The organism is Psychrobacter sp. BF1, assembly GCF_019279065.1.
In the GTDB taxonomy this organism is placed as follows: domain Bacteria; phylum Pseudomonadota; class Gammaproteobacteria; order Pseudomonadales; family Moraxellaceae; genus Psychrobacter; species Psychrobacter urativorans.
In genome coordinates this window covers 23,675-43,163 of sequence record NZ_JAGYWV010000013.1, presented here as the reverse complement: position 1 = coordinate 43,163, position 19,489 = coordinate 23,675, and the positions used below count along the sequence as shown (strand labels likewise).

At 42.1% G+C, this 19,489-nt stretch carries 20 protein-coding genes; 10 read left to right on the top strand and 10 right to left on the bottom strand.

Annotated features, from left to right (window positions below; all coding sequences use genetic code 11):
- The first annotated feature begins 1 nt into the window (after position 1).
- From fadA to KZA12_RS12860, 3 genes are all read left to right on the top strand, one after another.
- Positions 2 to 1,174 carry an acetyl-CoA C-acyltransferase FadA gene (gene fadA, locus KZA12_RS12870; RefSeq protein ID WP_201623778.1) on the top strand — a complete coding sequence of 391 codons (1,173 nt, stop codon included), beginning with the start codon at positions 2 to 4 and terminating at the stop codon, positions 1,172 to 1,174.
- 463 nt (positions 1,175 to 1,637) lie between these two features.
- Complete coding sequence (locus KZA12_RS12865) at positions 1,638 to 2,213, top strand: isochorismatase family protein (RefSeq protein WP_201624330.1); 576 nt, start codon at positions 1,638 to 1,640, stop codon at positions 2,211 to 2,213.
- Between the two features lie 84 nt (positions 2,214 to 2,297).
- Positions 2,298 to 2,864 (top strand): DUF1287 domain-containing protein, encoded by a 567-nt coding sequence (locus tag KZA12_RS12860; RefSeq protein WP_373416621.1) that lies wholly within the window; start codon positions 2,298 to 2,300, stop codon positions 2,862 to 2,864.
- A gap of 140 nt (positions 2,865 to 3,004) precedes the next feature.
- Here KZA12_RS12860 and asd read toward each other — a convergent pair whose 3' ends face one another.
- On the bottom strand, positions 3,005 to 3,841 hold the full coding sequence (gene asd / locus KZA12_RS12855; protein WP_218690493.1) for an archaetidylserine decarboxylase: 837 nt from the start codon (positions 3,839 to 3,841) through the stop codon (positions 3,005 to 3,007).
- Between the two features lie 155 nt (positions 3,842 to 3,996).
- On the opposite strand from asd, the gene dtd reads away from it, so the two are divergent.
- The 3 genes from dtd to phoR all read left to right on the top strand — a co-directional run bounded on the left by dtd (position 3,997) and on the right by phoR (position 6,550).
- The gene (gene dtd, locus KZA12_RS12850; protein WP_218690492.1) at positions 3,997 to 4,449 is read left to right on the top strand and encodes a D-aminoacyl-tRNA deacylase; all 453 of its coding nucleotides are present in this window, start codon (positions 3,997 to 3,999) and stop codon (positions 4,447 to 4,449) included.
- Positions 4,450 to 4,675: 226 nt separating this feature from the next.
- Complete coding sequence (phoB, locus tag KZA12_RS12845) at positions 4,676 to 5,380, top strand: phosphate regulon transcriptional regulator PhoB (protein WP_201624338.1); 705 nt, start codon at positions 4,676 to 4,678, stop codon at positions 5,378 to 5,380.
- A 54-nt stretch (positions 5,381 to 5,434) separates the two neighbouring features.
- Positions 5,435 to 6,550, top strand: a complete 1,116-nt coding sequence (gene phoR, locus KZA12_RS12840) for a phosphate regulon sensor histidine kinase PhoR (protein WP_218690491.1) — start codon at positions 5,435 to 5,437, stop codon at positions 6,548 to 6,550.
- Positions 6,551 to 6,559: 9 nt separating this feature from the next.
- Here the strand turns inward: phoR and KZA12_RS12835 are convergent, their stop codons facing one another.
- A complete protein-coding gene (locus tag KZA12_RS12835; RefSeq protein WP_256932970.1) occupies positions 6,560 to 7,153 on the bottom strand; it encodes a M23 family metallopeptidase in 594 nt (197 codons plus the stop codon).
- 233 nt (positions 7,154 to 7,386) lie between these two features.
- Here KZA12_RS12835 and KZA12_RS12830 point away from each other — a divergent pair, with 233 nt between their 5' ends.
- Complete coding sequence (locus tag KZA12_RS12830) at positions 7,387 to 8,088, top strand: putative quorum-sensing-regulated virulence factor (RefSeq protein ID WP_218690490.1); 702 nt, start codon at positions 7,387 to 7,389, stop codon at positions 8,086 to 8,088.
- Positions 8,089 to 8,237: 149 nt separating this feature from the next.
- Here the strand turns inward: KZA12_RS12830 and KZA12_RS12825 are convergent, their stop codons facing one another.
- The gene (locus KZA12_RS12825; protein ID WP_256932969.1) at positions 8,238 to 8,840 is read right to left on the bottom strand and encodes a hypothetical protein; all 603 of its coding nucleotides are present in this window, start codon (positions 8,838 to 8,840) and stop codon (positions 8,238 to 8,240) included.
- Positions 8,841 to 8,864: 24 nt separating this feature from the next.
- The gene (locus KZA12_RS14960; RefSeq protein WP_256932968.1) at positions 8,865 to 9,191 is read right to left on the bottom strand and encodes a hypothetical protein; all 327 of its coding nucleotides are present in this window, start codon (positions 9,189 to 9,191) and stop codon (positions 8,865 to 8,867) included.
- A 231-nt stretch (positions 9,192 to 9,422) separates the two neighbouring features.
- Here KZA12_RS14960 and KZA12_RS12820 point away from each other — a divergent pair, with 231 nt between their 5' ends.
- Entirely contained in the window at positions 9,423 to 10,100 is a 678-nt protein-coding gene (locus KZA12_RS12820; protein ID WP_218690489.1) for a TIGR00730 family Rossman fold protein, read from the top strand.
- A gap of 185 nt (positions 10,101 to 10,285) precedes the next feature.
- Here the strand turns inward: KZA12_RS12820 and KZA12_RS12815 are convergent, their stop codons facing one another.
- Positions 10,286 to 11,941 (bottom strand): FAD-dependent oxidoreductase, encoded by a 1,656-nt coding sequence (locus KZA12_RS12815; RefSeq protein ID WP_256932967.1) that lies wholly within the window; start codon positions 11,939 to 11,941, stop codon positions 10,286 to 10,288.
- 595 nt (positions 11,942 to 12,536) lie between these two features.
- On the opposite strand from KZA12_RS12815, the gene KZA12_RS12810 reads away from it, so the two are divergent.
- On the top strand, positions 12,537 to 12,971 hold the full coding sequence (locus KZA12_RS12810) for a hypothetical protein (protein ID WP_201624348.1): 435 nt from the start codon (positions 12,537 to 12,539) through the stop codon (positions 12,969 to 12,971).
- Positions 12,972 to 13,134: 163 nt separating this feature from the next.
- Here KZA12_RS12810 and KZA12_RS12805 read toward each other — a convergent pair whose 3' ends face one another.
- The gene (locus KZA12_RS12805; RefSeq protein ID WP_201624350.1) at positions 13,135 to 13,734 is read right to left on the bottom strand and encodes a YceI family protein; all 600 of its coding nucleotides are present in this window, start codon (positions 13,732 to 13,734) and stop codon (positions 13,135 to 13,137) included.
- A gap of 480 nt (positions 13,735 to 14,214) precedes the next feature.
- Between KZA12_RS12805 and KZA12_RS12800 the strand changes: the two genes are divergently transcribed.
- Positions 14,215 to 14,499: a type B 50S ribosomal protein L31 gene (locus KZA12_RS12800; RefSeq protein ID WP_201624352.1), complete on the top strand. Its 285-nt coding sequence runs from the start codon at positions 14,215 to 14,217 to the stop codon at positions 14,497 to 14,499.
- Positions 14,500 to 14,633: 134 nt separating this feature from the next.
- Here the strand turns inward: KZA12_RS12800 and KZA12_RS12795 are convergent, their stop codons facing one another.
- The 4 genes from KZA12_RS12795 to KZA12_RS12780 form a co-directional block, all read right to left on the bottom strand.
- Positions 14,634 to 15,506 carry an SGNH/GDSL hydrolase family protein gene (locus tag KZA12_RS12795; RefSeq protein ID WP_201624354.1) on the bottom strand — a complete coding sequence of 291 codons (873 nt, stop codon included), beginning with the start codon at positions 15,504 to 15,506 and terminating at the stop codon, positions 14,634 to 14,636.
- A complete protein-coding gene (locus KZA12_RS12790) occupies positions 15,500 to 16,897 on the bottom strand; it encodes a nicotinate phosphoribosyltransferase (protein WP_218690488.1) in 1,398 nt (465 codons plus the stop codon). Before KZA12_RS12790 ends, KZA12_RS12795 begins: the two co-directional genes overlap by 7 nt.
- Positions 16,898 to 17,163: 266 nt before the next feature.
- Positions 17,164 to 18,216 carry a bifunctional nicotinamide-nucleotide adenylyltransferase/Nudix hydroxylase gene (locus KZA12_RS12785; RefSeq protein ID WP_218690487.1) on the bottom strand — a complete coding sequence of 351 codons (1,053 nt, stop codon included), beginning with the start codon at positions 18,214 to 18,216 and terminating at the stop codon, positions 17,164 to 17,166.
- Between the two features lie 220 nt (positions 18,217 to 18,436).
- On the bottom strand, positions 18,437 to 19,393 hold the full coding sequence (locus KZA12_RS12780; protein WP_218690486.1) for an alpha/beta fold hydrolase: 957 nt from the start codon (positions 19,391 to 19,393) through the stop codon (positions 18,437 to 18,439).
- Positions 19,394 to 19,489 lie beyond the last annotated feature (96 nt).

Sequence of the window (19,489 nt, the reverse complement as noted above, 5' to 3'; positions counted from 1 at the left end):
TATGACAACTTTAAGTCCAAATGATGTGGTCATCGTAGATGGCGTACGCTCAGCAATGGGTAAAACGAAAAATGGTATGTTCCGTCACGTGCGTGCCGATAGCTTATCAGCGGAGCTAGTTCGCGCTTTAGTTCTGCGTAACCAATTCGATCCTAATGATATTGAAGATATTATCTGGGGTTGTGTCAATCAAACCTTAGAGCAAGGGCTGAATATCGGTCGCAATATCGGTCTATTGGCTGATATTCCAAAGACTACTGGCGGCCAAACCGTTAACCGTCTTTGTGGCTCTTCTATGCAAGCATTGCATACTGCGGCTGCGCAAATCATGACCAATCAAGGCGACACTTTTATTATCGGTGGTGTTGAGCACATGGGTCACGTAGGCATGATGCATGGCGTTGATTTAAACCCAGCGGCCTCGAAGCACTATGCCAAGGCCTCTAACATGATGGGTTTGACCGCTGAAATGCTGGGCCGCATGAACGGTATTACTCGTGAAGAGCAAGACGCTTTCGGTCTAGAGTCACATCGCCGTGCGTGGGAAGCGACGACTGAAGGTCGTTTCAAAAATGAAATCATCGGTATCGAAGGTCATGACGAAGCAGGTCGCCTGCAACTTTGTACTGTAGATGAAGTGATTCGTCCCGATGCGACGATGGAGCAAATGCAAAAGCTACGTCCAGCCTTTGATCCTAAAGGGGGTACAGTAACCGCAGCGACTTCATCAGCACTATCAGATGGGGCCTCCGCTATGTTGGTTATGAGCGCACAAAAAGCCAAAGATTTAGGTCTGAAGCCCCGTGCTCGTATTCGTAGTATGGCTATCGCTGGTTGTGATGCCGCTATTATGGGTTATGGTCCAGTACCAGCGACCCAAAAAGCCTTAAAACGTGCGGGCTTAAGCCTTGACGATATCCAAACCATTGAGCTAAACGAAGCTTTTGCAGCGCAGAGCTTAGCGGTTATCAAATCTATGGGTTTGACCGACAAGCAAGACATCATCAACATCAATGGTGGAGCGATTGCTTTAGGTCATCCACTCGGCTGTTCAGGCGCACGTATCACCGTGACTCTGCTAAATGCTATGGAGCAGATGGATACTGAAATCGGTCTAGCGACTATGTGTATCGGTCTTGGTCAAGGCATCGCTACTATTATTGAGCGGGTTTAATTAATATCGAACGTCTAAATATTAGTATGGTTCAATTAAGCTGATATTTATTTACTAATTTACGCTAATATCTTGTAAAAAGAGCGCCTCTAACTTAATGTTGGAGGCGTTTTTTTGTCTGTAGTGCATTAAAGGGGCTTGAGGGAAAAAAGCTGATATCGATTAGCTCATTCAAAGTTGCAGCAAGTAGCGCCGCTATTATGGTCAAAAATGCTTACCCAATTCATCAATGGAAAGTATAGGTAAAAAATAGTTATAACCCAGTAATAGATGATAAGTTGTTACTAGAGATTATCCTCATTGACGACCTCAACAAAATATGACTAAATAAGAAAGACTTTTATAACTATAATGGCAATAATTACTATAGTTTTATAAAAGTGCATTATCTTATAAAAATATATTATCTTATAAAAATAACGGAATCTGTTGCCCCCTGCCGCAGATCTACAAGGAGTGTACTATGGCTACTATGATAACGGATCGTACTTACCGCATTGCCCGTGAGAACACGCAAGCGATGATTATTGACGTACAGGAACGCCTAACCCCACATATCAATGACCATGAAAATATCGTCAAAAAAATCTCTACTTTAATTCAAGGTCTACAAGCACTTGATATTCCTATTATGCTCAATGAGCAATATAAAAAAGGTTTAGGCGAGACTTTGCCTGAGATAAAAGAGCTGCTGAACGAGAATAATAAAAAAGGCTTTGAAAAACTTACTTTTAGTGCTTGTGACAACGATGATTCATGGAATCATTTGGCGCAGCAAAATCGTAGCATCGTGTTATTAATGGGCGTTGAGACTCATGTTTGTGTGCTGCAAACGGCTCTTGATCTACTCGATAACGGCATGCAACCGGTGATTATTGGCGATGCTGTAGGCTCACGTTTTCCCTATGACAAAAAGCAAGCCATTCGCCGTATTCGCCGTGCTGGTGGGGTTATTACTACTGTAGAAACCGTGCTGTTTGAGCTGTGCCGTAGTAGTGCTGACCCAGCATTCAAAACTATTAGTAATTTAATCAAATAATAGGCTTACTTAATAATAAGTTGATTTTTAATCGATAAGGTAGAGCCAATCGGTAGAGTAAAGCAGTATGGTCTAAATAGTTTCTTGATACTGATATTATCAGTTGCTATAACCGCGCCAGTCTCTGCTGCTAGCTCTGTCAGTAGCGGTAACAAGCTGGCAGCAGATGCCAAGAAGCAAATCGGTGTCACTGTCAGTTACGACCCGACTTATCGCAAGCTTGATTTCCCACGTGGCGATGTAGCACAAGATACTGGGGTCTGTACTGATGTGGTAGTACGAGCTTACCGTCTGCAAAATATTGATCTGCAACAGCTTGTTAACGTCGATATGAAAGCGAATTTTTCTGCTTATCCTAACACTTGGGGTCTAAAATCAACTGATAAAAATATTGACCATCGCCGTGTGCCTAATTTAGAGACGTATTTTACTCGTCATGGACAGCCGTTATCAGTAACCGATAAGGCAGGGTTTTTAGCGGGTGATATTGTTTCTTGGCGACTACCTACTAGTAATCTGCCACATATCGGCATAGTTTCAGACAAGCTAGCTGCTGACGGTACGCCGCTAATTATCCATAACATCGGTCGTGGTACTCAAGAGGAAAACATCCTTTTTACTTATCCAATCAAAGGCCATTTCCGTTATTAATACCCTCAGTATTGCCGCATTAATATTTATCTCTTAGTGCTATTAAAAAGCAGCCGCTAACGAATTAACGCTAGCGGCTGTTTTTATGAGATAGTATCAGCAACCGTTTACATCATGCTATGCGCTTTACTAGCAAAGTCTTATTCAGCGTTTGCTAAGCCTAATAGCTGTCCCATTTCAACTGTAGTATTAGCACTCATGCCCTGTTGCCAATCCGCTTTAGCGGCTTTTGGCAGAATAACGATAGCGGTTGAGCCTAAGTAAAAACGCCCAAGCTCAGCACCTTTGGCTAACGGCATATCATGCTGCTGTAGTTGGATATCTTTGCTACGGGTGATGCGACCAGTTGCTACGGTTTCGATACCAGCGACGATCATGGCTCCAACCATCACTACCGCAGCTTTGCCATACTCAGTATCGAAGATGCAAACCAAACGCTCATTACGTGCAAACAGATCCGGCATGTTAGCGGCTGTGCTATTATTGACCGAAAATAAAGTTCCAGGTACGTAGCGAGTGGTGGTTAGAGTACCAGCAAACGGCATATGTACCCGATGATAGTTGCTAGGAGCTAGATAAACCGTAGCAAAGCTCCCCTCAGCAAAATAATCACCGTCGTCTTTATTAGCTAGCAATTGGCCGATATCGTAATAGCTGCCTTTAGCTTGCAATAATTTGCTATCTTCTATCTGTCCCAACTGCGATATAACGCCGTCAGCAGGACTAACGATACCATTGACAGTCGCATCGATAGTACGGGCATCGTCTTTGAGCTCACGAGTAAAAAAATCATTAAAGCTCTCGTAGGCGTTAAAGCTTTGGCGCTCATACTCTTTTAAGCTGACGCCATAAACTTTTGCAAAGCTGCGAATAAAAGCCCGCTTAACTAGCGGATGACGACTAGCGGCTAAGCGACCAGCAACGCGACTGAGCTTCTGCTGCGGAACAAACTGTTGAATAGTAGTAAATAGAGTCATAACAGGCTACCAAGATGATTTTTTGAATAAAGTATTTGATAAAGAGGGTGTTGTTAAGCGCTTTAGTAAACAATAGTAAAATATAATAATATTGTGGCGTATTTTATCATGGTGAGGGGCATTGATATGCTTATAATTGGTTAAGGAAAAATTTAATGAAAGCACTTATTCAGCGTGTTAAGCATGCTAATGTCAGAGTTGATGGACACAGCATAGGCGCTATCGAGCAGGGAATCTTGGCTTATATCGGTCTTGGTCACGACGATGATAAACAAAGCATGCAGCGCTTAGTCGATAAAATCCTGACTTATCGTATTTTTGACAATACTATAGACCCCACTAAGCTAGGTAAATTGGACCAAAATCTACAACAAGTTGGTGGTGGCTTATTATTAGTCTCGCAATTTACCTTAATGGCCAATACTAATAATGGGCGTCGGCCTGACTTTGGTCCGGCAATGTCTCCTGATGCAGCGCAAGTGTTGTTCGCAGAGATGATAGCCTATGCGCAGAGTCAATATTCGATCGTTGCTAGCGGTGAATTCGGCGCAAATATGCAGGTTGAAAGTATCAACGATGGGCCTTTGAGCTTCTTACTTGAGGTTTAATAAAGCTAAAGTTATCGCTTCAATAAGCTCTATATTGATAACTTGCGCCATATCTTAATAGCAGTGCTTGTCATCAAGTAGTCATAATTAAAGGCTTTAATAGTAGGCTAATAAAAAACCAATAAAAACTAATAAAAACTAATCAACCAATAGCTGATACAGACTTAGCCCATAGTAAGTTAAGCTACTATCACTATTGAAACTGTTACCAATATAAGGTCATAGTATGCAAAATGAGCGGATTTTGATCGTTGAAGATGAGCCAGCGATTAGTGAGATGATCGTAATGACGCTAGAGATGGCTGGGTTCGATTGCTTGCAAGCCGCTAATATCTCAGAGGCGCACCAACAAGTCGTCGATCACCGTCCAGCATTGATTTTGCTAGACTGGATGTTACCTGGTGATAAAAACGGTATTGATTTTTGTCGCATGCTCAAAAAAGATCAAATGTATGCGGAGATTCCGGTGATTATGCTGACTGCCAGAGGCGAGGAAAACAATAAAGTCCATGGCTTAGATGCTGGTGCTGATGACTATATTACTAAACCATTCTCAACCCGCGAACTGGTATCGAGAATCAAAGCCGTACTACGTCGTAGTAGTAGCTTGAGTGCTGATAAACCTATCGACATTGGTAAGCTCAGCCTTGATACTAAAAGCCAGCGTCTAACGACTGAGGGTAAGGTTATTGATATTGGCCCAACAGAATATCGGCTACTAGCATTTTTTATGACTCATCCTGAGCGTGCATATACTCGTACTCAACTGTTAGATCAAGTTTGGGGTGGTAATGTTTATATTGAAGATCGTACTATCGATGTGCATATTCGCCGTTTGCGTAAGCTTCTACAGCCGTATGACTGTGACAGATTGATTCAGACGGTTCGCGGTACTGGCTATCGATTCTCTAGCTTATTGCAGGCAGACTAGATTTACTATAAAAATAACGGTAATGCAGCTGCTTATAAAATGATGGACAAACCTATGATACCCGCTATAACCACAACGCCTGTCACTGAAAATGAGCAACAACATGAGCAAAATCAAATTGACCAGCAACAGGCGATAGGTCAGCTCGAAAAAATAAGAAGCTCGTTGCGAGCATTACAAGATGCCGTAGTATTACTTGATCATAATGATGGCTTGGAATGGTGGAATCAGGCAGCGCAAACGCTATTGCTATTGCAAGCTGGTGATAAAGGTAACTGTATTTTTGATTTTATCAAGGGGCCTGAGTTTCGAGATTACTATCAAGCCATATCTATAAGTGGGGAGACCTCTAATCATGGTGTGCACATGGCATCATGGCGAGATCCTAAGCGTTATCTTAGATGTGAAATCACCCGTTTTGGCGATAACAAGCTGTTAATTATCTACGATGAAACTCGCTTGCATCATCTAGAACAAATGCGCCGCGATTTTGTCGGTAATGTCTCTCATGAACTGCGTACACCTTTGACCGTGCTGATGGGTTATCTAGAAAACTTTTCTGAGCAAGAAGACATGACTCCGCAGTGGCGGCGCGGTTTTGAGTTGATGACTCAGCAAACCACTCGAATGAATAGAATCATTAATGATTTATTACTGTTGTCTAAAATTGAAATTGAAGAGACTCATCAGCTTGAATACATCGATATGACTAAGCTGCTTACCCAAGTTTATGATGATGCGCAGGCTTATAACCAAGAATACGGTCATACTATTCATTTGCACATAGACACTTATGATGGCTTATATGGCTCGGAGATGTATCTAAATAGTGCCTTATCTAATCTAGTTATCAATGCTATTAAATATACCCCAAAAGGGGGCAATATAGAGATAAGTTGGACCAAAACCTGTGACGGCTGTTGCTTTGCAGTCACTGATGATGGTATTGGTATTGCCGATACTCATATCGCCCGTTTGACAGAGCGCTTTTATCGTGTTGATAGCAGTCGCAGTCGTGCTACTGGCGGCACAGGGTTGGGGCTTGCGATTGTTAAGCACGTCCTGTACCAACATAATACTAGCCTGCATATTAAATCTAAACAAGATGTGGGCTCTACTTTTAGTGCTAAGTTTCCGATGTCCCAAGTTCGAACTTCGGTTGATAATTAGCTTGTAGCGTTATTTGGCTTTGATTAGCAAAGGATAAGGATTGACCGCACTGCCATTGATGTAAACCCCATAATGGACGTGGGGCGGTGTGCCTTTAGCATTGCCGCTATCGCCAACATAACCTACTGTATCTCCTGCCTCGATCCATTGATTGGGACTGATATCAGCATAGTCCTCTAGATGCGCATAGTAATGTCCCGCGCCACCAGGCCCTACGATAACCACTACTTTTCCACCTAATCTATCATCACCGACTTTGCTTACTACTCCTTGGGTAGTGGCTTTAATCGGAGTATTGCGTGGCGTAAAGATATCTATACCTTCGTGACGGCGTCCTTCGCTACGTGCACCGCCCCAAGTATCAGTCAAATGCTGACCTGGTAACGGACTGGGTAAGCTATTGTCTGTTGGTAGCGGTTGTTGCAATAGATTTACTTGCTGCCATTTTGCTACTACAAAGCGCTGCGACTGTTGACTGATAGTAGGTAATAGCTTATCGAATAAAAACAACAGCCCCAATAAAAGCATTGATCTCACTATTAGTTTTAATAACCGACTAAATAGTGATGGCGGTGCTTGCCGATATTGGTCATTGAGGGGCATCGATTTTCCTTATTATTAACTACTTTTTTATTAACTGCTTTTAATTTTAGCAGGTTTATTTACTGCGGTTGTGTTGGTAGCAATCCTAAGATAACCGCCTTCTTATCTTGCAGACGGGCAAGGCGGTGTCTACTTGTGAACGCTCAACACGCCCTAATATATAAAGATTATTTTAGACTTTATTCAATGGTGTTTAACCATAAATTTTCTATATATTATAATGGCTACTGCTTATGACTCCCGTTGCTACAGCGCTTATTATTGATACCGAAACTGATCAAGGAAGTGATCCAAGACCTATTCAAGTAGCGACTATAAATGTTGCTACCGGTTTTGAGTGGATGCAGTATTTTAACAGTGGCCGTTCGATATCGCCTGTAGTGATAAAAGTGCATGGCATTACTAATGAGCGTGTCGCAGGTCTGGCAAGTTTTCAGTTGGATGAGTTCGAATTACCAGAGTATCTTATTGGCCATAATGTTCGCTTTGACTGGCGAGTGATTGGCAAGCCATCGACTAAGCTGATATGTACGGTGCGGCTGGCACGCGCCGCTTTTCCAGAATGGCGGTTTTATGGTCAGTCCAAATGTATCGAACAGCTATTGGGTAAAGGCGAGGCCAGTAAAATGACCATAGCCGCCCACGATGCGCTAGGCGATGCGCGGATGTGTTACTTACTTTATAAGGCTTGTTGTGAGCGCTTGGAGATTGATGCTACTGACTTTGCCGCTGCTCACAAAATCTCCAACACCGCTAATCCCGTGAGCAAGATGCCGTTTGGCAAGTATAAAGGTCAAGCTATCAAAGAAGTACCGATCAACTATATTAAGTGGATGCTAGGTAATATTCATAATATGCAGCCCTCATTACATACGGCTTTGACTGAGCGTATAACTGCTGCAAAACTGAAGGATACAGAGCAAAATAGCGGGTAATACTAGTAGCTGTAAATCATTGGTCAGCTACTATTGCAATGTTTGCGGACACTGAGTTTGCTGGCACTGGCTATTTTGGCGATAACTACTATCTTCGCTATTATGATGATGGCGCAGCAATCATCACTGGTTAATAGTGGTTTTGAGGATTAATTACCATTAAACCAATCAACCGCCATCTGCCACAGCTCTGGGGCTTGTTGATAGGTTTTGCGACTGAAGTAGCGCATGTGCCCAATGCTATCTAGACCGAAGTCTTGAGGATGCAAGAAGTGCTTTTGCACTGGCATCTGACTATAGACCCTAGTCATGTCATCGATATTGTCACTATTGGCGATATCATCATCGCTAAAGCCTAGCCATAACGACGGCATAGTGAGGTGGTCGTAAAAGTGAGTGTGAATACTTTTGCCAAAGGCAGTCTTGATATAGCCAGCACCGTTGCACCACTCGCGCCATTGTCTAGCGACGCCGCTGGGTAAAGGCTCCCCCATACCGATTTTGTCAGCGGCCGTATAGCCCAAAGTTAGGTTGCTTAGCGGGATAAATAGCTGCATAAAACCTGACGCTTTGAGCCGGTAAGGCATAGCCATATTTTTGATACGCCCCGATGAACAAGCGACGTTAAATACTGAGCTAATAGCCGCATAATTAGGCATTAAACCAATTAACTGACCACCAGCACTATGTCCTAATAGATGATAGCTCGCATCAGTAAACTCATAATGCAAAGCATCCAGAACTGCACTCATATCATGACGGCCCCAGCTAATTAGCTAGGCATCGCATTTAGCTAAAGTAGTGGAGAGTGAGTCGCTGATTCCTTCATTATCAAAAGTAATTACTCCAAAGCCTTGCTCAGCTAAAAACTTAGCAAAATTATGATAAAACTGCTGTTTGATACCAGTAGCTGGCGCTATCATTATGGCTTTTTTTACGCTGTTTACATCAGTATTAGGTCGGTAAACAGTAGCCGCTAAGGCTTTATTACGCTCAGTCATTATGGTCAGTGAGTAGCTTTCGATAGCGCTAGCATTAAGCCCTATAGTACTACCTAATGGCTGCTCAGGCAGATGGTCTTCAAGCGGGTGATTGTCTGGCATTAGTCATCTCCTAAGCGGTTGGTTTTTTACTGCCTAACTACGTCATCCTGTATTAATTACGTAGTGATAAATCGTTGCTAGCATCTAATAGCATGGCTTATGGTAAGATAAATAGGGGCTGAATCCAACGAATTAGCGAAAGATTTTATATCGCCGCAGTCACAGATAAAACTTAGCATCATAATTCAAGTAAAACAACTTACAACTAGAAACTCAACCTAAGGCTAATTTATGCAAATGAAAATTAACAATGAGACTTATGAAGTTATTACTAGCCAAGATATAGCTAATATAGAACAAGCAGTAGACAAATCCACTTTAGCCATGCCATTAGTTGCAGTGTATTGTGGTTCACGTTTAGGTAATGATGAGGTTTATGAACAAGCGGCCCGCCAATTAGGTAGCGCTTTAGCCAACAACGGCATGGGCCTAGTATATGGTGGTGCTAGTATCGGTCTGATGGGTGCAGTAGCTGATGGGGTGATTGATAATGGCGCGCAAGCTGTTGGTGTGATTCCGACCTTTATGCTCAAGCATGAAATTGCTCATCAAAAACTAACACGCTTGCATCTGACTGATACTATGCATACCCGTAAGACAGTTATGGCAGAATATGCTGATGCTTTTATTACTCTACCAGGCGGTCTGGGTACCTTAGAAGAAATTATGGAAATCGCTACTTGGCGACAGTTGTATCAACATGAAAAACCGATGATTATTCTTAACATTAACGGTTTTTATAACCGCTTGATTGAGCATCTTAAATATACCGCTGATCAAGGTTTTATGAAGCAAGAGGATCTCGATCGTTTAGTGGTTTGCAACACGATTGAAGAAGCTATTGATTTATTACAAGCAATAGTCAAAATTGACGAAGCTGTCGACACCAAAAAAATGGTAGGAAACTAACAGCCTCAGTTACACTCGATGGCTAAAGGCCAAGTTTTATATAGTGGCTGTTAGCTGGCTTTTATAAAGCGCGAATTAGAATGAGAAAAAGGGCATAGATTAATAATCTATGCCCTTTTTTAACTTTAAAACGGTTAGCTTGGCATTATGATTCACTAAGCTAATCACAATACTCATAACAACATTTAGACAGAAGCAGGGGTTAAGTCATCTAGTGCTATCTCATTCACGCTATGATTGACATCAGCCATGCGAATAGGGAAGCCACGCAGCTTAGCTAATACTCTAGCAGCTACATCTATGCTTGAACTATCGTTATGAGCAAGGTAGTCCCACTGATGAGCATAGCGACTCTCATTGCCTGGCAAGTTGCTTTCTAACAGTCCAAGTTCAGTTAACTGCTCAACGATCTCATCAGCAGCAATCAAAGTAGACGACGCTTTGACGTTTTCGGCACGGGCATAGTGTAGATTAGGATACAAGCTGACATCTGCAACTCGCAGCGTATCATCCTCGCCTGGAATTTGTTGGCCACCATATAAGGCATTGCCTATGGTTCTAGCACTATTAAAGGTCGGTACAAACTCTGCTACATAGTCAATGGACTGCTGGCTACGCGCTTGTAATGGTGCTTTGTCCCAGCCATCTTCGATATAATGCACGTACTGCTGTGGCAGTTTGGGCTGAGCACTATCTTTAGTAGAAGCCACTAAGCCGTCATCGAACAAGGTAATAAACTTACTCATACCATGGATTTGAAAATAACCCCCTGGGTAAGGAGTCAGTTGAGCCATACCCTCTGGCGTACCACGAGCCCCATAAATGATGATCTCTGGTATCTGACCGCCCGCATCATCCCACTGAGTGATATAAGAGGACTTAAACTCAACCATCCGAGTGACTTCAATCCCAACCATATCATCGATGATACCCGTACGGAAGCCACAAGCATTAACCAAATAATCGACTTCGATAGACTCTACATTTGCGCTATCGTCTTCACAACCGCTAGCAGTAGCATGCCTGATTGCTTGGCTATTTTGCTGATAGTCGATACGCCATTTACTGACATGGTGGTTAGCATTAGTACAGTCAGTACAATCGACGGCTACTACCTGCCGAACTTTGGTATCAGTAAACACATGAGCATGCTCATACTCAGCTAGTGCCAACTGGGCCGAGGCTGCCAAGCGGAAGATATTCCAACCATATTCTTGTACTACAATTAACGGATACTTTACTTTGTTTAAATCAAGATATTTAGCAACAGGTATCATCCATTCATCGACATTAGTAGGAACTGCTACTTGTGGACGCTGAGACAACTCAATCAGCTGTGCATGGCTATAGAGTTGATAATAATTTTCCGGCTCACCTAAGACTTTATTATTAATATCTTGCGCGATAAGATCACGATAAGCGTCCGTTAAGATATCTAAGCGCGGTAACAAGTCTTCAGGCAGCCCTTCATCGCGAGTAGGTACAGCGAACACTGTCGGACGCACATCAATAGTATAAGGATAAAGACGTAAGATATCGATGCACTGTTTCAATAGCGCTACGCAATCTTCATCAGGAATCTCACGGTATAAATTACCACCAGCGTGTAGATGACACATTGGTGGACCATCAATAAGCGAGGTTTTTTTCTCAAATAAATAGGTTTCAAGCCCCAACGCAGCTAAACGTATGGCAATAGTGGCACCTGCAGTACCGCCACCAAGGATACCAACACGTTTGGTCTTAGTCTGACTAAAGCTGCTGTTATTATCATTATGAGGCTGTAATTTAAAAGCCTCAGAGTAAGGGTTATCAGAGAATGGCATCATCGTCGTTGTCATATCCTTTATGTCGTGAACATCAACATTATTGTTAGCACTAATATAGGCTTACAACAGGCAGTCAAAGTTGCATTTACTTAGTATTGGTTCAGCATTACGCTAGCGGTGTTGATTTTAATACTGCTTATTACTGGTATTAAGATTGGAGTTATTTGGTTTGCAGAAGTGTAGTTACTCATAGTATTTATTATATGAGTGCAATGATTGGCGAGTTCAATAGGCAGTGACTGTCGAGATAGTTGTATTACAAATTTTTTAATACACCTTATTATAGATGACCTTATTTTAATTAAAATAATAGTCAACATGACAGTAAATTGGTAAGAACGTACGTTCATTTTGTCAAAGGAAAGCGCTAGATATACTAGAACACTACAAACAGCATTGGTGATAAGCAGCTGACTTAGCAACGGCTTATATAGGTAGTGGTTATGAGTATTAGATGATATGTTTTGTAAGTATAATAGCCAATAGAATCGACTTAATGTGAACCTGTGATATATTAAAAAAGCTCAATAATAGTTTAGAATATTTAGGTGTTTGAATACCTTAGACTTAATAAAGATACTAAATTTTTCACAATAAGGAAGTCGCTATGAAAAATATTATTATGTTGTCAGCGTTAGCAGGAGTTTTAACGCTTACCGGCTGTACAACCATGAAAGATATGATGGGAATGGGCAATTCAGGTATGCAGGATGTGCAAGCCACTGTCAGTAATACCGCTCCAGTTACTAGTATGAACGGGGTGTTGGTTGATTCAATAAATAAAATGACATTGTATACTTTTGATAAAGATTCCATGAATAAGTCAGAATGTGGTTCAGTCTGTACTGTTGCTTGGCCAGCATTTACCGCCCCTAGTAATGCTAAAGCTTCAGGTCAGTTCTCAGCATTCCAACGTGAAGATGGTACTTATCAATGGGCTGCAAACGGTAAGCCATTATACTTCTACGCTAATGATACCAAAGTCGGCGATACAGACGGTGATAACAAGCTTGGTGTATGGCATGTAGTACGCACTAAATAGAGTGTTCTCAAGCTTCAACCTAATCCTCTACATAATATAGTTATTCTATAATAAAAACAGCAGCTAACGTTTATCGTAGCTGCTGTTTTATTTGGGATTGCAATCTTATTTGTAGCTAAAGAAAGACTAAGCTGACTTGACGAGTTTTCTTCCAACCATCCGTTTATTTCTTCTGGATTAGCTCACCATCGATTTGAATAGGTACATTAGTAGTGATGCCTGCAGCAAAAGTAGTCATGCCATAAGCAGCACGATCAATATTACCAGTGGCACGGAAGCCAATAACTGGCTCTTTAGTCATCGGACTATTAGCAATTTTTTTCAAAGTGACGTCTAAAGTTAGCGGCATAGTCTTACCTAATAAAGTAAAGTCACCAGTAACTTTAGCTTGAATAGGATTGATGAAGTTTACTTGTGTTGACTTAAAAGTCATCGTTGGGTATTTTTCCACATTGAAGAAATCAGCCGTTCTCAAATGCTTATCACGAGCCTCCCATGCTGTGTTAATACTATTAGTATCAATCACAAAGTTCATCTGCGCTTTATTAGGGGCTTTCATATCATAATTGAGGCTGCCATCGACTTTGTCGAAATGTCCCATAGTAGTCGAAAACCCTAAATGCTCAACTGAAAAGCCGACACGAGTGTGCGAGTTATCAAGTTGCCATTGAGTTGGCATAGCCGCGCTGGCGAGAGTAGTGACAGCTAGCGCTGAGCTGATGAGTAATGTTTTGGCTATAGTAGGTAATGAAACACGAGTCATAATTTATTATTCCTGCTAATTAGAATTTATTAAATATTCGAAGATTAGTAATAGCTGTTCAGCATTAGCATGCGAACAGTCAACTGTAACAGTTACTCATTATTTATAACTTATCTATAAGTAGAAGTCAGTAGCTTTATGAAAAAATACTTAATAATATTGTTACACTATAAACTTTGAATACATAATGCTAACGATTAACTCTCAGCGGAATTTTTGCTGGTGGTTACTGATGGCTTGCATAGATAAGCAAAAGAAGTTAAAATCGCCCTTTGATTTTCCCGCTGTGGAAGGCTAAGAGAGCAGAGATTTGGTGTCGGGTACTGGAATAAGCCAGTGACGTGATTGCCAGATTTATAGATGTGCTTAGTGCCTCAGTTACGTATGTGCTTTTTACAGAAACTTAGTATTTAAGGCTAATATATAAGTTTGGCAAATTGCCAGTAATAGTGATCATACATCGGACATAGAGAGTTTATTATGCGTAAAGATATTCATCCTGATTACCATGACGTTTTGTTCCATGATACTAACGCTGACGTTTATTTCTTAACCCGTTCAACGGTTAAGACTAAAACTACTCGCGAATATGAAGGTACAGAATACCCATATTACCCACTTGATATCTCAAGTGCATCGCATCCGTTCTATACTGGCGAACAACGCAAAACTTCTACTGAAGGCCGTGTTGCTAGCTTTAACAAACGCTTTGGTGCATTCGGTGGCCGTAATAAGAAAGCTGAAGACGCTACTCCTGCTGAGTAAGACTATCTTACTAGGTAAGTTTGTTTTACCTAAGTTAGATAATAGTATTAAGATAAAAAAACCACTGATTATTCAGTGGTTTTTTTTACTATAAAATCAGCTGTTTTAGCTGTTAGTGGACTGGATACTAAACCTCATGCACCCTGTTCAGTAGTAAGCAGTTCAGTAATCAGTTCCGCTAACTGCTGTGCCCAATAGCCGTACATTAAGCTGCTAGGGTGAAAGCCATCGCTGGCAAACATCACTGCAATATCGATCGGCGTGCCATTAGAGTGCTCAGCTATCATCCGTGGAAAGTCAGTGGCCATATAGCTCACACCTTGGTATTCAGCACAAATATCGCACAATACTTTATCCAGCTTAGAAGCTTTTGCGCCAATAAAGTTACCCAAAGGCGCTGGCAAGGCTGGCATTTGTGCCATAGGTGGTAAGCTGGAAAAAATCAGCACTCGCACCGCAAACTTGCGCTTAGCAATAGCGATGATTTCTTGTATCTGCTGCTGCCACTTATCGACCGCAACATTCGCTGTAGTATCATTAACCCCAACGCTTAGCACCATCACATCGATAGGCTGACTAGGTTTAGGCAGGATGTACAAGCGCCTTAGAATATCGAAGCTAGTATGGCCGGTAGTCGCTTGCACCGACCAGCTCAATTCATCAAACTGTGCCGCAAAGGTCTCGTTAACTAGCGCTTGCTGCTGTAAAGCTGGGATTAATCTACCAGCCAGCGCCTGTTGTTGGGTCTGACTACCAACCCCAGCCGCTGCTGAATCACCAACCACCATGATCTTAAGCGTGCCCTGATCCGTACTAGTATCAGTATCAACATAAGCATCAGCACTACTGCTTTTAGTTGAGTCCATAAGTTTTACTTGCCCGTAGCGTATGCCTTCAGGCTCAGGTAGACGAATAGTATCGCGCTTAACTTTACGACCTTGATAAATGTAAATAGGAGCTAAAAACAAATCTTTTGCAGTAGATTTTAGGTTAGCAGTAGCTACCATTGGGCACGCTCCCGAATAGTCGTTAGACTGTCTTCAGTGAGTAGTTTGCCATCGACGAAGACGTCACGTAGTAAGTTAACACTATGGGCCGTTAACTCATCAGCTTTAATAGTTTTTAGCTGGCCATTACTGTCTTCTATCAAGGCTAAACGACCTTTTTTAGAGCGTTTAGAGTGGCTAGTGATAGGGTCTTTATAGATCTCTTTCCAGCTTCCATCGATAGAGATAGCACTAGCTTTCATCGCCCAGCTCATAGTATCGCGGTTGACTTGTTGCAATAGACCGCCGCCCATACCAAAGGTAATATTATCTGCGCTAAAGCCAGCTTCCATAACCGCATCGACGATTTTACCTAGACTCTGCGGGCTAATACCGTCACCTTGAATGATGCGTACATAGTCGGGCAATACTTTATAGCCTTTGCTATTGATGGTGGTACCGAACTTGACAGCTAAACGTTGTAAGGCCTCACGGACAACTTTGATCGGCTCACCACTATCGGGTCGGATAACTAAAGTACCGCCCATATTCTTGACCTCATCTTTTAGGCTGTCGCCCCAAATATTGTCAATAGCGTTCCATAAGTCATAGCTGTCAGAAACTACCGAAAAGGCTTTACCTTCGCCGCCGAATTGCTTGAGCATATTGGCATAAGCAGCTGTTTCCCCTTCGCGTCCCCAAGCGGTCATAGTACTGTGTTCCGCTGCTGGGATAGAGAAGGCTGGCATGTCTTTATTCATACCATACCAACGACTGGCCGCTACTAAAGCGGTCATCGAGTCAGTACCCGAAAAATTCACTAAATGCGCCAAGCTGCCGAGTGCCACCGACTCAAAACTCGATGCACCACGAGCGCCAAAGTCATGTAGGCGAAACGGTAGCGAGTCAATATTGTCAGCGGATTTTTCCAAGGCTTGACGAATAATCCCTTTGCAGTAACGTGAGACGCTGGCAACCGTCGAGGGGTACCAAATAGCCCGTAATAAGGAAGTCTCGATATAACTAGGCAGCCAATAGAATTCAGGGTCAGTGTTGATAATCTGACAGACCACGTTGGATACTGGCACGATACTGCCTTCAGGTACCGCTTCAATACGTAGCGGTAAATAACCGTCATGTTTTGCTAATAAAAGCTCCCAGCCAGCACGGTTAAAAGTCAAACCATGGGCTTGGATGATAGTTTCGGCTTCATCAATATCTTGCTGAGTAATAGGTTTACTAAGATACTCTTTAATAAAGGCCTGTAAGCCGAAGAATACTACGTCGTAGTCGCCACCTCTAGCCTCAACATAGCTGGACATATACTCGCTGCCCGCTGGGTATTGCACCCAATGTGAGGTTTTATAGCTGTCGCTATTGAGAATCAAATTATTAAAATTACTAGTGTACATCACAGAACTCCTCTGCTTTGAGATGCCGCAGTTTCTCTTGATTAATACGGTCAACTGCGGCGGGATTAACCTTTGCCGTCTATCGGCTTAGGCGCTAAAAACTAAGTGTTTCGAAATAGCTTATGTCGAAATGCTTAATATCAAAACGGTCTTTATAACCGCTATACAAATCGTAAAAGCTATAAAAGTTATAAAAGTTATAAAAGTTATAAAATTATATCGATTTTTTTAATCTAAAAGCTAGTCAGTTATAACCTTGATAGTCGCTATAAACCGACCATCTTGGTAATAATCGCATAGTGATCTTCAAACATCATCTTGGCATCCAGCTCAGCTAAGGGTAGCCAAAATGCTTGTGCAGCATCATCGCCGCCTTTTACTTTTGGCAAACCTTTGGCGTCGTTCTTCAATTGAAGATAAAAAGCTTGGGTAATAGTGCGACCACGCGCCGAGCGATAAGGATCATCAAAAGTATGCTGACTATGACAAGAGCCACGCAATACTGGCTCAGGCACTTTTAGACGAGTCTCCTCGCGTAGCTCACGGATGCAAGCGTCAAATAAGGTTTCTTTAGGATTGAGAAAACCACCTGGCAACGCCCAGAGACCCCGTCCTGGCATACTACGGCGCTCTACTAATAAGATATGCCCAGACTGAACTACTAACGCATCCGCAGTCATAAAAGTTGGTGGATAAGGCGCGGCTTCCCATTGCTTTTTGTAGGTATCAATAAAGCCAGCTTCTTCATTTAACTGCTTATAATCTGCGCTGGTTTTAAACTCATTTAACACTTTACGAGTCGACTCTGGCGTACGCTCTGGGGTCGGGGTTGCTCCCATCAAATAGCTGTCCCGAATAGGGGTGGCAGATAGATTTTGATAGTTAGGAACCGCAACAGAGGCCCAATTGGGAAATAAGGATAAATAGTATGATGAGCTGTCTTTAGAGTGGCCGATGAGACCGATGTCAGCGTGTAGATCACCAGTGACGGAGCGTACGCCGGCTTGTACATATTTAAGCCAACGGGTATCGTTATAGAGGGCGTCATCGAGTGCTACACAATGGATTCTAGCGGCTTCATTTTCTGAATAAGCGCCCTTAATCATTGCGGTACGTTCATCGACGGTAAAAGGATTGCGTAAGCTACGCGGTAAGTTGGCCGAGCCGATAAGCATAATCACTTCATCAGCACGCTTTAGTGCCTCATCAATGACCGCTTTATGCCCGCTATGAAACGGCTGAAAACGGCCAATAAAAACTAAGTATTTATAGTGTTTGTTGTCTTTTTGATCTAAGTCTTTTGCTGTCAATTCACTCATAAGTGCTTACTCCCTGCAAAACATCTAGCAGTTTTTCAAAATTATTTAATGACGCTAATACTGACACAGGCGCTTAGGAACTGGCAAGTATAAAGATGTGTTGTAAGGTATGAATATTATTGATGCAGGGTGGTAGAGTAACTAGAGCAAGCAAGTCATGCTCGGCTATGATCGTCTAGATACACGCCCTAATAGAGGGGTTAATAAAAAATATAAGCCATTATCTCTTATGTTGCTCAATCCAAGCGGCAATCGTTGGCCAAATCTCTTTGGCGGCATTGCTACTTAAGATAACTCGACTGTGGTTATAATCTTCCAAATCGCCATTGGTGCTCGAGAACTCACGGAAGGCATTTGCTGGATTATTAAAATCATTTAAAAATAGCTGGCAGCCACTAGGTGGCGCGATAAAATGATCGCCTTTAGCACTTATAGCGTAGATAGGAATAGTAATAGACGGCATTAGCAGGCGATAATCAAAGTCGGTTTTATCAGTAAAACCTGCCAGATTTAAACTTTGTTGAGATAAGTTACTATGAAAGTTTTTATTTAAATTCCAGTTATACCACTGACTCATAGTGTGGTAGCTCTCATTAATTGGACCGAGTTTGAGCCGTTTAGCAGGCAAATGATTGAGCCATCGAGTTAGGGTTTTTAGCAAAAAGATTTTGCTATAGCTTTGCCGATTTAATACTGCTCCATAAGCTTGGCAAGCCACCATACTGATACTGCTTATTTTATTAATATAATGCTGATTTTGAGTTAGACACATAGTCAAGCCAATACCGCCGCCACTATGAGTGACTGCATGTAAGTTGTCTAATTTTAATTGCTCAAAGAGATAGTGAAGACTAGCCTCAATATCATAAAAAGCCACAGTTTCAAAATTGAATTTATCTTTAGGAGTTGAGCTGGTTCCATGGCCACGCCACTCCATAATGTAGCAATTATGCCCAAGCTTAGCTAAGTAGCCAGCAATCCCTAAGCTGACTCTTTTGTCAGAAAAAGTACCGTGGATTAACAAGATGTTTTGGCTCTTAGCTTTTACATGAATGCTAGGATTATCGACTGCAGAAGCTTGGCTTACATAATCAGCTTTTACTCTAGCGGCAAGATGCCAGACGGCAATTTTTTCACCGTCTTTAGTAGTCACTAGATGCAAGCTTTCAGTACTCATAAGGCGGACTCTTTTTAATTACAGAATGTTATTTAATAACTTTAGAGTATCAAAATGACTAGTATATAGTCAGTTAGCAATACTTAGAAAGTCGTC